The organism is Microcoleus sp. Pol8_D6 (assembly GCF_036700965.1).
GTDB lineage: Bacteria > Cyanobacteriota > Cyanobacteriia > Cyanobacteriales > Microcoleaceae > Microcoleus.
Genome location: NZ_JAUBPW010000066.1, coordinates 1 through 13,721 on the forward strand (window position 1 = coordinate 1; position 13,721 = coordinate 13,721).

Annotated in this window: 11 protein-coding genes, 2 tRNA genes and 1 pseudogene; 3 read left to right on the forward strand and 11 right to left on the reverse strand. The window is 46.6% G+C overall.

Annotated elements, in window-relative coordinates; genetic code table 11:
- Positions 1 to 186: 186 nt before the first annotated feature.
- The 11 genes and pseudogenes from QUA10_RS22515 to QUA10_RS22565 all read right to left on the reverse strand — a co-directional run bounded on the left by QUA10_RS22515 (position 187) and on the right by QUA10_RS22565 (position 12,040).
- Complete coding sequence (locus tag QUA10_RS22515) at positions 187 to 3,735, reverse strand: PAS domain S-box protein (protein WP_333084812.1); 3,549 nt, start codon at positions 3,733 to 3,735, stop codon at positions 187 to 189.
- 451 nt (positions 3,736 to 4,186) lie between these two features.
- Positions 4,187 to 4,254, reverse strand: a tRNA-Gly gene (locus QUA10_RS22520).
- 16 nt (positions 4,255 to 4,270) lie between these two features.
- Positions 4,271 to 4,576 (reverse strand): annotated as a pseudogene (locus tag QUA10_RS22525) (Uma2 family endonuclease); the annotation flags it as partial.
- Between the two features lie 141 nt (positions 4,577 to 4,717).
- Positions 4,718 to 4,909, reverse strand: coding sequence for a hypothetical protein (locus QUA10_RS22530; protein ID WP_333084811.1), 192 nt, complete (start codon positions 4,907 to 4,909; stop codon positions 4,718 to 4,720).
- Between the two features lie 262 nt (positions 4,910 to 5,171).
- Positions 5,172 to 5,245, reverse strand: a tRNA-Val gene (locus tag QUA10_RS22535).
- 86 nt (positions 5,246 to 5,331) lie between these two features.
- Positions 5,332 to 7,341, reverse strand: a complete 2,010-nt coding sequence (locus QUA10_RS22540) for a serine/threonine-protein kinase (RefSeq protein ID WP_333084810.1) — start codon at positions 7,339 to 7,341, stop codon at positions 5,332 to 5,334.
- A 106-nt stretch (positions 7,342 to 7,447) separates the two neighbouring features.
- Entirely contained in the window at positions 7,448 to 7,894 is a 447-nt protein-coding gene (locus QUA10_RS22545; protein WP_015175311.1) for an SRPBCC family protein, read from the reverse strand.
- Positions 7,895 to 8,170: 276 nt separating this feature from the next.
- Positions 8,171 to 9,607 (reverse strand): 9,9'-di-cis-zeta-carotene desaturase, encoded by a 1,437-nt coding sequence (gene zds / locus QUA10_RS22550; protein ID WP_333084809.1) that lies wholly within the window; start codon positions 9,605 to 9,607, stop codon positions 8,171 to 8,173.
- A gap of 60 nt (positions 9,608 to 9,667) precedes the next feature.
- Entirely contained in the window at positions 9,668 to 10,024 is a 357-nt protein-coding gene (locus QUA10_RS22555; RefSeq protein WP_333084808.1) for a type II toxin-antitoxin system PemK/MazF family toxin, read from the reverse strand.
- Positions 10,025 to 10,028: 4 nt separating this feature from the next.
- Positions 10,029 to 10,283, reverse strand: coding sequence for a hypothetical protein (locus QUA10_RS22560; protein WP_333084807.1), 255 nt, complete (start codon positions 10,281 to 10,283; stop codon positions 10,029 to 10,031).
- A gap of 101 nt (positions 10,284 to 10,384) precedes the next feature.
- Positions 10,385 to 12,040: a DUF6930 domain-containing protein gene (locus QUA10_RS22565; protein ID WP_333084806.1), complete on the reverse strand. Its 1,656-nt coding sequence runs from the start codon at positions 12,038 to 12,040 to the stop codon at positions 10,385 to 10,387.
- Positions 12,041 to 12,285: 245 nt separating this feature from the next.
- Between QUA10_RS22565 and QUA10_RS22570 the strand changes: the two genes are divergently transcribed.
- The 3 genes from QUA10_RS22570 to QUA10_RS22580 all read left to right on the forward strand — a co-directional run bounded on the left by QUA10_RS22570 (position 12,286) and on the right by QUA10_RS22580 (position 13,537).
- Positions 12,286 to 12,639: a HesB/IscA family protein gene (locus QUA10_RS22570; RefSeq protein ID WP_006632680.1), complete on the forward strand. Its 354-nt coding sequence runs from the start codon at positions 12,286 to 12,288 to the stop codon at positions 12,637 to 12,639.
- Positions 12,640 to 12,726: 87 nt separating this feature from the next.
- Positions 12,727 to 13,143, forward strand: a complete 417-nt coding sequence (locus QUA10_RS22575; RefSeq protein ID WP_333070877.1) for a tetratricopeptide repeat protein — start codon at positions 12,727 to 12,729, stop codon at positions 13,141 to 13,143.
- 196 nt (positions 13,144 to 13,339) lie between these two features.
- Entirely contained in the window at positions 13,340 to 13,537 is a 198-nt protein-coding gene (locus QUA10_RS22580; RefSeq protein WP_006632682.1) for a hypothetical protein, read from the forward strand.
- The last annotated feature ends 184 nt before the right edge of the window (positions 13,538 to 13,721 follow it).

Genomic DNA, 13,721 nt, shown 5'->3' on the forward strand with positions numbered 1-13,721 from the left:
CTGCCTATCTTTTTTTACCACAAGTTGGCTCAATCCTTACTAGCTATGGGTTTTGGGTGGGTTGTCACCCCCCCAGGTCTGGCCCACAAATAGTGCAGTTTGAATGTCGAACAGCTTAGGAGCAGATAAACACAAATTAATGCAGATGAATTATATCAATCACGGATGGTGCAAGCGAAATTAATATTACTCGATTTGATGAAGCAATAGCTCAATTGTCTCCACTAACGTTTCAGGATTGACAGGCTTGGGAAGATGCCTTTGAAATCCGGCTGCTAGTGCTTGCTGTTGATTTGTCTCACCTGCATACGCTGTCAGAGCGATCGCGGGAATCTCTCCTCCTTCCTGTGTCGATAGTTGTCGGATTTGACCAATCAACTTATAGCCATCGATTTGTGGCATTCCAAGATCAGCAATCAAAACATCTGGCTTAAATTTAGTGAGCTTTTGTAGCGCATCCGTTGCTGAAGATACAGAGATCACGGTCGCTCCCGCTTGCTCCAAAATACATTGAACTAACTCTAAATTGTCTACTTCGTCATCGACGGCCAGGATACATAATCTAGCCAAGGGTGAAGTGTGAGCATTGAGTGTTCGATGGTCATTGCGATCGCTGTTTGCATCATTGCTTCTGGCTAATAAAGGAAGTGTGACAGTAAATGTTGCTCCCTGTCCTTCTCCACAACTTTCGGCTTTGACAATTCCACCATGTAGCTCAACGACGTGACGCACGATCGCTAATCCCAGCCCTAACCCACCAAAGGTTCTCGTAATACTGCTATCAGCTTGTCGAAATGTGTCAAAGACATAGGGAATAAATTCTGGCTTAATCCCTTTTCCTGTATCCCTGACTTGAATTTGAGCATAGGAATCAATCGTTTTTAGCTCAACTTCAACTCTACCTCCAGTTGGGGTGAACTTAATGGCATTCGTGAGCAAATTCCAGACAACCTGTTGCAATCGGGTAGCATCTCCTAACACATCGCCGACGTTGGGTTCTAGCTGAGTTTGAATTTGAAGGTTTTTCGCTTCGGCGGCTAAACTAACTGTTTCAATCGCGGCTTTAAGAGTTGTTTTCAAATTAATAGGAGTAGAGTTCAAACTCAGCTTCCCTTGCAGAATTCGAGAAATATCCAGCAAATCCTCAATCAGTTGAACTTGCAACTGGGTATTGCGTTCAATTGTTTCGAGAGCTACCGCCGTCTTGCCAGAATCCAGGGTTCCCCTTCGCAGCAGCCGAGTCCAACCCAGAATCGGATTCAACGGAGTTCGCAATTCGTGCGACAAGACAGCTAAGAACTCATCTTTAATTCGGTTAGCTGCTTCTGCTTGTGTCCGTGCTTGCGATTCTGACTCGTAGAGCCGTGCTCGGTCGATCGACTGCGCCGACTGCTGTGCCAATGCCAAAACGAAAGCCCGATCGCTCTCGGAGAGCTGGGGAACGGTCGAAAAACCGAGCGAGAGCCCACCAGCGGCTTGTCCTTCAATCAACAATGGCACGGAAATCCAGGCTTCTGAACCAGCCTTGGCATAAGCTTCAGCTAAATGAGGATAACGAGCAATTCGGTTTTCAATAGTTTCTACCCAAACAGGTTGCCCACTTCGCACAGCTTCTGCCAGAGGATAGGGTGCATGAAGTGAAAAACTGCGCTGAAATTCTCCTATATGCTCATACCCGATCGCTTGAATAATCTCCAGTTCGCTCGCATCCTGGTTTAATACGGCAACCAAACCAGAACTTGCTCCGAGTGCGGACATTCCCTGTTCAATAATCACCTGAGCCACTTGAGCCGAGGTTAGCGATTCAGACAAAGCTGTCATCACCGCCAGCAGTCGAGCCGTCCGGTTAGCAGCGAGGTCAGCGGCTAATTTCGCTTGTTGTGTTTCATTATAGAGACGAGCATTATCAATGGCGATCGCTGCTCGCTGAGCCAAATCTTCAGCCAAAGGAATGTCTTCCAGGCGATAGCGGCGATCGGATTCCGTAAACACAAAGGTAATGCTACCCAACACGCGCCCGCGTGCCTGTAGCGGTGCAATGATGCAGGACTTTAACCCAACTCCACGTAAGATTTCCAGGTATTCACCATTCGGCACTGTGGCAACTAACTGTTCATCTGTAATCTCAATCCCAATTTCAATCTGTCCTGTTTGCATGACTTTAGCAATGCCATACGCATCATCAAGATGTCTGGGAAAGCGTTGAGCCAACTCCCAGCCAAACTTCACTTTTTCGGGATCTGAATGAGCAACTGCAACCCGACCAATTGTGCGATCGTCATTCAGCAGATCAACACTACACCAATCTGCAAAATAAGGAACTGCCAGCTTTGCAACGCTTTGGAGAGTTTGTTCATACTCTAGTGAAGAGGAAAGGACAGCACTCACTTGGGCTAAAAATGCTGATTGTTGTTGAGAATTCTCTGCTACAGCACGGGCTGCCTGTTCTTGAACAAGCTGTACTCGTTCGTCTTCGGTTTGCTTGCGTTCAGTAATGTCGCTGAAAGCAGCAATGATATTGATAATTTGTCCCTCTGCGTCAAACAAAGGGGAAGCATTGATCGAGAGAATCGTACGAGTTCCATCAGCATGGCTAATAGCCTGTTCAATACCATAAACAGGCTCACCTGTCTGCATCACCCGCGCAAACGGCAGTTCATCTTCTGGGAAAGGATGACCCTCCACGGTTGTAATGAACCAGGATGGAGCGTTATACCCTCGCTCCACACTGTCCCTGCAAGTCAATCTTAAAATCCTTTCTGCTGCCCTATTGGCAGCTATAATCTCCCCGGTAGAATCTAGAATAGTGATACCATCAGGAATAGTTTGGAAGATGCTTGATAATTGCGCTTCACCCTCACGCAGAGCAGTTTCTCCCTGCTTGCGTTGTGTAATGTCGTGCATCACAACAACTGCACCCTGTTTTTCGCCGTTTGGAGCTATAATCGCCTGTCCAGTTACTAACAGCATTCGCGCCGTTCCCTGCTGCGGAACAATCATCATTTCCACATCACGAACGTTCTGTCCTTGCAAGGCCTGGAACAGGGGAATATCCTCTGTATTCATGGGTGTTTTGCCGTCGGGCAAATACAAGTTATAATACTCAGCCCATTGAGCCGATGGAACTGGCTGCTGAGGTAATCCATGAAAATCTTTAGCTGCTTGGTTAAATACCGTCAATATGCCATCGGCATCGCAAGCCACAATGCCAGCTTGAACGTTGTTTAGGATGGCCTTCAAAAACTCCGGTTCTTTCTGAAGGGTGGCTTCCACCTGCTGCGAATTGGCGATTTCGGCTTTTAATTGTCGATCGAGTTGAGATGTTTCAGTAGTGTCTTGGAAGTAAATAAGTAACCCATCTTCACTATTGATGAGGCGAATTCTCAACCATTTGTTGAGTGAGGGGTAATGTTCTTCAAACTCGATCGCCGTTGGGGTTACGATCGCTCGATGACAATACTTATATAGCTCAGAGGTAAGATCGACCGAAAATATAGTCCATATATTTTTGCCGATTAGGTGTTGCTGCTTACTGTTTAAAAGCTTTTCTGCTTTATGGTTGACATAGGTGCAGTGCCAATCTGAATTAATAGAAATAAAGGCCTCAGCCATGTGATCGACTATCACCGCAAATCGTCGTGCTTCGAGTGCTTGGCAGTCCGTACATAGCTCTTGAGGAAAATTTACAGTAAGCTCTTCTCGATCGTTCAAGGAGTGTGTACGTTCTACATTCATTGCGGTTAGTCCTGCCTATTTACCTATTATGCCAGCTATTGTTAGGGAATCAAGATATAATATGCCCAAAACCTAAGTCATTCAGTATTTAAGCACAGGGGCGATCGCCACTCATGGGACAGCACCGCTAAAAATTCGTCTTGAATCCGGTTAGCGACTTGTGCTTGTTAGTGTGCAAGGCGATCGCGTTCTCACAGTGGTTCTCTTTCTTGTTCTGCTTGCTTGCGCTTTGTTCACGAATGGGGATGGTGCCGACGAGAATCGGGCTAGCGTTTCTTTAACACCTAACTCCTGCAAACTACGCAACTACTCAGCAACAGCCTCGACAAAACGTGGCAACTATACTAAATCTCTGGCCTAGACATATTCTGTCATTCCTAATTGAGAATGCCAAATCTACCAGTTTGGTTGTAGAAACAACAAAACCCGCTTTGTGGGCGGGTTTTAGGTATGGACAGAAATGGACTCTAACCGCTGACCCCTACAATGGCATTGTAGTGCTCTAACCAACTGAGCTATGCGATCGCCTCAGCACTTATCCACCGTTAAAAATTTGCTTAGCGGTCAAATTTAACTCTGGAAACACCGCTGATTCAATTCTTTCATCTCCCCGAAACAGCTTAATTTGATACTCACCATTTACTAACTGATAAACCGATAAAGTAAGCTGTTTGGGATAACCAATATAACGGCTACCCCCTAAGCCCAAATAATCTACAATCCCATATTCAGGAATGCTTAATGCTTCATAATCAATCATTTTATGTGCATAATCATCGCGCCAATTTGTGCTGACTACTGCAATAACTAATTTGACCGAATTTTCCTGAGTAATAACTGATATCATGTCCGGTCGAGCGACCGAGATTTTTGTATGGGCCCGTGAGCCAAGAATACCTGCTAATAATTGACAATCTCAAAAACCCGCCCCGACCGGGATATTATGGTTAATTGATCGGACATGATATGATTCTCTTTCCCATCAAGACTCATTGGCTTCAACGGCTTGTTTATCTAATACAATCACATCGGGATCGTAGCCAGAGTGATCGCTAAATTTAATTTTAGATTCCTTGGGAATAAACGAAGGAAGTTGTAATCGCCGGATTTCTAAAGCCAATTCTATCGCTTGAAAACCCGCGCTGGATGAATGCTTATCAGTTGGATTTGGCATTTAAACCATAAATCCGTGATGCAATTCATAACGTCCGTTTTCTGGTTTTCCTTCCAGAAATTCATCAAAACTCCTGAACTTCGATATCGCTTGAGTCATGGTAAAGTCTCCCATGCTCTAATATCATTTGATTTTGATGCAGTAGGGTGCGTCAGATTTTTAAATTCATGATCTAACTAATAGGTTAATTGTCGAGCGAAAGACAAAACTCTCGGTAGGAGGGCAAACCTAAAACCCTTGATTTATAAATGATTGAAATTCATGGACACAACTGGACTCGAACCAGTGACCCCTACGATGTCAACGTAGTGCTCTAACCAACTGAGCTATGCGTCCTCACGAATTCCTAATGTAGCAGAACATTCGATCGCCTGTCAAGCATAAATATGAGATTTTTTAAGCCGGCACTCTTGACATCGCCCCTAATGCCCAATCCGCCCCCACATCTTCACAGTTCGATCGCCCGCACCGCTAGCCAAACTCCCCCCATCAGCACTAAACGCCACCGACAAAACCTCCCCCCCGTGGCCCGTCAAAATTTCCAGCAAACCCCCCGTACCCGCATCCCACAAATAAATCGTGCCATCCCGACTCCCCGTCGCCAAAACCCGACCATCGGGACTCAACGCCAGACACAAAACATCCCCAGAATTGTCCCTCATACTCCGCAACAGCGTCCCTCGCCCCTGTGCATCCACCCGCCACAGCTTCGCCGTACCATCCCGACTCCCCGTCGCCAAAATCAATCCTTCTCCTACTCCCTCCCTTACCAAGGGGGGGCTGGGCGGGGTCGCAAAAACGATCGCCCGCACCCAATCCCCGTGCTCTGCTAAAGTACAAATCGATCGACCTTTTTGCCAATCCCACAACTGCACAGTCTTGTCCCGACTCCCACTAGCCAAAAACTCCCCGCCAGCACTAAAAGCCACCGCCTCCACCCCGGCAGCGTGACCAGTCAAAGCCGACATCCGCCTTCCCTTATTCAAATTCCACAACTGCACAGTTTTGTCCCGACTGCCGCTAGCCAAAACCTGACCATCCCGACTAAACGCCACAGCAGAAACCCTGTCAGAATGACCAGCCAAAGCGTACCACCACTTACCCTTATTCAAATCCCAAATATGAATCATTTTGTCCCGGCCGCCACTAGCCAAAGTCGCGCCATCAGGACTAAACGCCACACAAGTCACCCAGTCAGAATGACCCGTGAGAGTGTACCACCGCTTACCCGCATCCAACTTCCACATCTCAATCGTCTTGTCCTCACTGCCGCTAGCTAAAGTCGCGCCATCAGGACTGAAAGCTACCGACGTAACAGCATTGGAATGCCCTACCAGAGTATGAACACACCTCCAAGTAGGCGCGCGTGCGGGTACAACCCGCTGCATCGGCGGCACAGGTATGATTGTGCCTGCAACCGTTGGCGGCACTGCATTCTGCACCACAGGCGTTCTCTGCGGCACGGAAATTTTAGGCGCTGGTAGGGGCGGTGCCCCCGTTCCCGCCCCCGTTCCCGCCCCCGCCGACTGCATCTGCAAATCTTTCAATACCTCAGCTACAGATTTGTAGCGCCGACTGAGACTCGATTCGATCATTTTGTCGAGGATGCGACTTAATTTCGGATCAATTGGAACCTTCAAAAAGTCTCGCCAAACCCAAACATCTTGATTAATATCGAACAAATCAAAAGGAGATATTTGAGTCAGTAAATAAATGCAAGTTACTCCCAAACTGTACAAATCACTGGCATAAACCGCTTGACCTCTAATTTGTTCCGGCGCCACGAATTCGGGAGAACCGATGACTGTACCGGTTTCTCTCAAACCCTCAACCACTTTGGCAGCGCCAAAATCAACTAAAACTAATTCCCCGGTTAATGCTGGGTAAGTATAAATGATGGGAGTTTTAGAAATGCGGCGGCGGATAATATTGGGCGGTTTAATATCTCGGTGAATTACACTGCGATCGTGCACGAACTGCAATACTGGCAATAAATCCTTCAGCAGACTGAGAATTTTACTTTCGCTAAAAGGCCCAGTCCGCGCCAACTCTTCCTGTAAATTCTGACCTTCTATAAATTCCTGTACCAAATACTGATAGCGTTCCTGCTGAAAGTGCGCCAGCAGTTCGGGAATTTGCGGGTGTTTCCCCAATTCGTCCAGCCGCACTGCTTCTCGGTTGAATAATTCTGCTGCTTTCTCGCTGCTGCTGGTACCTTGAGATAGCGGGAAAAACTGTTTAATTGCACAGCGGGGTTTTGAGGGTTTGTCTTGGTCTATTGCTAAAAAAGTGCGACCAAAACCGCCGCGCCCCAGGGGTTTGATGGCGCGGTAACGCTCTCTCAGCAACAGTTTGGAGCCGCAATTCAGGCAGAATTGGGTACGATCGGCATTTTGCGGGTTTTGACAGGCGGGGTTTAGGCAATAACTCATAACTGAACCGAGAAGGAATCAGCAGCACATCTCTATGATACTGAGGCCGGGGGGCGATCGACTCTCGCGTTACAATTAAAAACCACAGGACTTTAGTCCTCAAAATTTAAGATGTCGCTTTCACTTTCAGAGCATACTCTTTAAACCTTTCCAAGTCAGCCTGAATTGTCGATTCAACCACGCGGCCGAGAAATAGGTTATCCATCAATTTTCCCAGCCAGCCGGGAATTCCGTAAGCCACTGTCAGCTTGACGATACTGCTGTCTTTGCGATCGTAAAATCTTACCGCACCTCGATTTGGCAAACCGTCTACCGATTCCCACTGAATTATCTGATTCGGCACTAATTTGAGAATCCGAGAAAGCCAGCTAAATTCTAACCCGCCAGTTGCGAGTTTCCAGCGAGACAATTCTGGATCTTCTTCGAGAACATGAACAGATTCTATCCACTTCATCCACCGCGGCATTTGCTCTAAATCTGACCAGAGTTGCCACGCTAATTCGATGGGAATTGCCACTTCTACTTGGACGCTGTGTTCTAACCAATCAGTCATGGGATTTTAGATTTTAGATTTTAGATTTTAGATTGAAGACTTGTTTGTTTCTTGTTACCAGGCATAGCCTGGTAACGCAGATCCAGAGGCTCCGCCTCGCTTTTCCTCTCGAATACTGGAGGCAGAGCCTCCTGATCGGCATTCCCAGGCCGAGCCTGGGAACGAGGAATATCGCTTGTAGTCGATTTTTCGCTCCCCCTAAATCCCCCTTAATAAGGGGGACTTTGAGAACGCTCTTTTCCCCCCTTATTAAGGGGGGATCGAGAGGACTAATGACTAATGACTGTAAGCTTCGAGAATTGCCTTAGCGGCTTGATGGCCTGAAAGTGTCGCTCCTTCCATGCTATCAATGTAGTCTTGCTGAGTGTAACTTCCTGCTAGAAAGAAATTGGCGATCGGAGTTTTTTGAGCTGGGCGGAAAACATCCATTCCCGGTGCTTCCCGATACAAAGATTGAGCAAGCTTAACTACACTATACCAAGTCATATTTAATTCCCGCGCTGAGGGGAATAAATCCTGAACTTGCTTAAGTACGTGTTGGGCGATCGCCTCATTGCTTTGTTTAATAAACGGATCTCCCGGTGTCAGCACCAACTGCAGCAGCGAACCTTTTCCTTCTTGATAATAATCCTTGGGACTTGTCAGCGCCAAATCTGCAAAACAAGAAAAATCTGCATCTGCTGAATATAGCAAATTATCGATTCCTACAGCGTGGCTCAACTGTTTGCGCTTGGCTTCGTCTTCGAGTTCCGTTACCCAACCGTCGAACCGCAATTGTACTGTAGCAACCGGCACCGCATCTAATTTATAAATGTTGTCAAATTCCGACCATTTGCGCCAAGCTGGGGGCAATATTTTCTGAATTCCGGGCACATCACAGGCGAAAACGTAAGCATCTGCGGTAATATTTTCTTCTGTTTCGCCGTTAGCTACTACCAAGCCTGTTACGCGGGTTTCTTCGCCTTCTTCAAACTGAATTTCTCTTACTCTGCGCCGCGTGTAAATTTTTGCTCCTTTCTTTTCCAAATATTCCACAATTGGCTTGTGCAAATATTCGTTGGGAGAACCAGCCAGCATCCGCATGACAGAGGCTTCGGTTTTTGATGCAAAGAATTGAAAGATTGTCAACATACACCGGGCAGAAATATTTTCAGTGTCGATAAAACCCAGTGCGTAGGCGATCGGATTCCACATTCTTTTGAGCGAGTTTTGGTTGCCACCTTGGCTGCGGAACCAGTCAGCAAAGCTAACTTTATCCAAATCGCGGATAGTTTTCATTGCCCCGTCAAAGTCTATTAAACCTCGGACGATCGGGCTAGTTCCCAGGGCGATCGCATTTTGAATTTTGTCTTGTACGGATAGCTGAGATGTCGTGAAAAATGCCTTCAATCCGTGCAAAGGAGCACCCACCGGAAAGCGAAAATCTAAAGAACCGGTTTCGCCGCCTCGATTGATAAAAGTGTGGACGTGTTCTTTGAGGAGCAAATCGTCAAAAGCTCCCACTTTTTTCATCAGAGCAAATAAGTTATAATAACAGCCGAAGAAGACGTGCAAACCCATTTCAACGTGATTGCCGTCGGGATCTACCCAACTGCCGACTTTGCCGCCGACAAAGGGGCGGGATTCAAAAATTTCTACTTCGTGGCCGGCTTCCACTAAATCGACTGCTGTGGTCATTCCAGCCAGTCCCGCACCTGCGATCGCAACCCGCATTTTACCTATCCTTTACAGTATTTTTACAAATTGTAACAAAATTTAGAATTTCCGAAACATTCAAAGTTCATAAATGCCGATCGACAGTTGTATAGCCCTCTGAATTCTTGCTAGGACATCGCCACTAAGTTGACCGTAAGGGCCTTGTTCCAGATAAGTCTTTTGGACAGTTATAATTTGCTCGCAGACAGCCAGCGAGTCAGATTCCAACCCTCCTTCACCAGCAGGAATCAAAACCCGAGTCGGAGTTTCGCCCCCTCTCAAATCGCTAGTAAAAGGGACAATCAGTACAGTACGGCTCAATTCATTCCGGCTATCTATGGAAACGACAGCAACAGGACGCTTTTTGGTATCTCCGATCGTTCGCAAAGCTCTAACAAGATAAACTTCGCCTTGTCGCGGATAAGTTTCTGTCATTATCTCACAGACCATCCTCTATTAAAATTTCTTCCATTTGTTCCTGAGCAAATGTTGCCCATTCTTCCTCAAACTCAATATCTTCTTGGCTGCGGTTTTGATAAAATTTCCGCAACTTATCTTCTATTTGCTTAGCGTACCAGAGACGGAGAGCTTGTTCGATCGCCTCCGTCCAATTATCAGTAAATTGGTCTATTTTCTCCGCGAATTCAGCATCAATGGCGACTAAAACTTCTCGCTTTTGAGTAGAATTTGACATAATCATTCTCCTTAATAATTTAAAAACTATGGTGCGCCCCAGCGCACCTTACAAATTACTTTTACCTCTTTCTTCTCACAACAGTCAACAGTCAACTAACTTCAAAACATCGGCATCAACTGAAGTGGCCCAATTCCCAAGTCTTTAGCAGACACCCAGCGCACTTCAAGCAAAGCGATCATATCCTTAAACTGAGGCTGACCGCGAGAAGCACCCATCAACCCTTTAGCAATAATCAAACCGCACCAACCGTTGGTTAATTTACAGCGGCGATCCCACTTCTTGCGAGCTTCCTGATGCACCGGATCGTCTTCATTAAACTCCCCAAACAAATACAGCTCCCCATTTTTAGTTTGCAAAATACCCAAGTCGTATTGCTCATCCTGAAAAGGATTTTCGCCCGGATTAAAACCAATCCCCTTCACGCCTCCAGCTTCTTTCAAATCGTGAATCATAGTTTTTGCCTTCGGATGAGAAGTTTGGATCATCACCACCGGCAAACCATCTCCGGCGGTATTAATATCAATTTCTGCACCTTGGTGAAACTGGACACTTTGGCGCAGGAACTCTACCGTTTCCCAAGGTACTGCGCCGAGACTCAAAAATGAATTTTGCGGCACCAAATCGTCCCGCAGCAGTGGCTTGTCAAATTCATCATCGTCATCATCGTCATCATCGTCATCATCGTCATCGCCGAGCATCTGTAATAATTCGTCCGACACATCCGGCATCGTGGAAACTTTAACAGATACCTGTTGAATTTCTCCGTCATCCTGCGGAACTGGGATGCGGTAGCGGCTGCTAAGACTGGGAAAAGTGTCTGATCCCAATTTCCGGCGACCGTTGCGGAAAAAGCGATGAAATGCTTCGAGAGCAACTAACATCGTGAGGGCTTCTTCTTCGTAAAGAATCGATCGCAATCCTTCTAAAGGATGTAAGTTGCCGAAATTTGGTTCAATTTCCGATGGAGGCAAATCGGCTAAATCAATTTCGTCATCGTCGTCCTCATCAATATCTGCTCCACTTTCAAAGGTAAGAAACAAACAGTCTTGCCCTAAAAAAGCCTGTTCTAAATCTTCAAAAGATTCATCGTTGACGACTCGTTCTCGAAACCGTTTCAAAGATTCTAGAGAGCGGTACAGTAAAACTCCGTAATCCATTCTGCCTTGCCCCAATACGGACACGTAGAGGCTGGCGACATCCCACTGATTGATTTCAATAGATATAATTTGGTGTTCGCTCAAAGTCCGCCACGGAGCATCTTGCCAAATTTGAGCAGCTTTTTCCATTAAAACTTCAGCATACTGAGGGGGCAACTCAGGAGGTCTGTTGATCGCGACCTCTTCCATACCGCGAAAGATTTCGTCAATTAAGGGCAATTCCGGCACGTAGTCAATGGAAATGCCTAAATCTTGAAGTACGCCCCGCAGATAAAATTGAATTTCTCGGTTTTTGACTACTATTTTTTGGGGCCGGACTGCGGGAGCCGGACTTTGGGGATGTTCCATTGCCCGTAGCAGGGCCCGGACGATCGCCTCTGGGCCGGCATCTGGGCCTACCATGTCCATAGCCCTCACGACTCCTTCGGAGCCATCGACCCAGAGAATGCACTCGCCACCTGCTTCTAGAACGTCATCGTCATCTAGCATCATGTGCGAGTCAGCATTAGATAAGGGTCGGCGATCGCCCTCCCACACGCTGGGAATTTGAGGTAAGTTTTGTAGCCGACGAAGAGTAGAGCGATTCAGCGCTGCCATAGAGTAAGCCCGTTGGGTGAAGCATTGTTGCGGTGCCGGTAGCCGGTCAACCGCTGCTTCTCAATCATAAACCCTATAGGGGGAGAGGACATCAAGCTGGGGAACGATGCCCCAATGTAATTAAAAATTAGAAGCTAAAAATTCTGCCTTCAGCATCTAACCGAATGCCTTCGGGCGAATGCCTGTACAATGGAGCAATAAGATTAAACTCTTTGCATTAGACAGTCTCAGGAGTTCGGCAAATTATGACTCAAGCCATTTCTGAAAAGCGCGGCATTCAAATGACGGACTCTGCTGTCCGTCAAGTTTTAGCCCTGAGAGAAAAACAAGGTAAAGACCTCTGCTTGCGGGTAGGGGTGCGGCAGGGCGGATGCTCTGGAATGTCCTACGTGATGGATTTCGCAGATCCAAGCACTGTGAAATCCGACGATGAAGTGTTCGACTACGACGGTTTTCAGGTAGTTTGCGATCGCAAAAGCATTCTTTATCTCTACGGTTTGGTTCTCGACTTCAGCGATGCTATGATCGGGGGCGGTTTTCAGTTTACTAACCCCAACGCAACTCAAACTTGCGGTTGTGGCAGTTCTTTTTCTACATAAATCGGAAAAGAGGGCATGGGGCAGAAAGTTGTTAACTGCCCCATGCCCTTTTCCATGCAACATCCCAAATCCAAAATCTAAAATCGAATGACCCCTGAAGAATTGTTTAAAGACGGTTTCGATCGCTACCAAGCTGGCGAAGCCCCGGCTAATCTGATCCCCGTGTTTAAAGAAGTGTGCGAAAAAGCTCCTAAAAATGGCAATGCCTGGGCTAGCCTCGCGTGGCTCTACCTGTTGGAAAATAAACCTGCACCGGCTCAAAAGGCAGCGAAAACAGCCGTTAAATTGAACCCTCATGACCCCCAAGCTCGCATCAACCTAGCAGTAGCGATCCTCGATCTCAAAGAAAAAGGAGTGCGCCCCCACGTCGAAGTGGCTCAGCAACTTCTAATGGCTTCGGAAGAGTTGCTCGACGAAGTTAAAAAAAATTTTGAAGAAGGATTAAAGAGAAAACCCGACTGGAAGAGTCTCGCCCGCGTTAAACAGTGGCTTCTGGAGCCGTAACCACGCAAACAAGTCGATTTTTGGGCGGGGATCGAAGAAATCGGCTGTGGGGTTTATTACGACATCGTAATAAATCAATAAATAACTTTATGGAAAACTCAGGAAGTCAGTGCTAGTATTTGAAAACTTAGACGATTGCCAAATCCGCTCAGCGGTTTTCAGATTTTATTAGGATAATACTAGGAGTTGTAAAAACATGAGCACTGACAGCCACGTTAACATCAAACCAGCAACCCGCAACCACAAAGGTTTCTTTATTCAGCCCGCTTCTTACAAGTTGATGAGCATAGATAAATCTGGCTGGGCATTAATTTGCATGGACAAAGCAGTTTGTCACTATGTAGATCCTGATGATTTGCAATTGCCCAATAAATCGGGAATGTCTGAAGGTTAATTCTGAAGTTTTGAGAGACTTTAAGATGCTTTATTTGAGTAGCTGCCCTCCATTGAGGGCAGCATCTTTTTTTTGTCAGAAAAAACTCCTGCCACGAAGTCGTGTACGGGATTTATATCAATTCCGGTTGCACTCCTCCGGAATTGTTTACTGTTGACTGTTGACTGTTGACTGTTGACGGGCG